Below are 272 nucleotides of genomic sequence, written 5' to 3' on the forward strand. Positions count from 1 at the left end.
GGCGGTCGGCATGGGCCATCACGAAATCCGACACGGCCAGCAGCAGCTGCCGGAGGGCAGCGATATCGGCCGGTGGCCGGCCGCGCGCGCCTGCCAGCAGGGGGAAGCAGCGCATCTCGCGCACCATGCTGGCGGCATCGTCCGGCGTGAGCGGCAGCAGCCGCCGCGTGACGTCCCGCAGGATTTCGACGTAGATGCCGCCCAGCCCGAAGGTCATGACATGGCCGAAGACGGGATCGCGCGTGACCCCCGCGATCAGCTCGATGCCCCCG

At 71.3% G+C, this 272-nt stretch carries 1 protein-coding gene; it reads right to left on the bottom strand.

Annotation, left to right across the window (positions count from 1 at the left end; all coding sequences use genetic code 11):
* A partial coding sequence (locus tag ACS2QP_RS27730; protein ID WP_438883060.1) for an acetate--CoA ligase family protein occupies window positions 1-272 on the bottom strand: 272 nt, incomplete at both ends.

The sequence above is a fragment of the Bacillus cereus group sp. Bce019 genome, assembly GCF_051781745.1.
GTDB classification, from domain to species: Bacteria; Bacillota; Bacilli; order Bacillales; family Bacillaceae_G; genus Bacillus_A; species Bacillus_A cereus.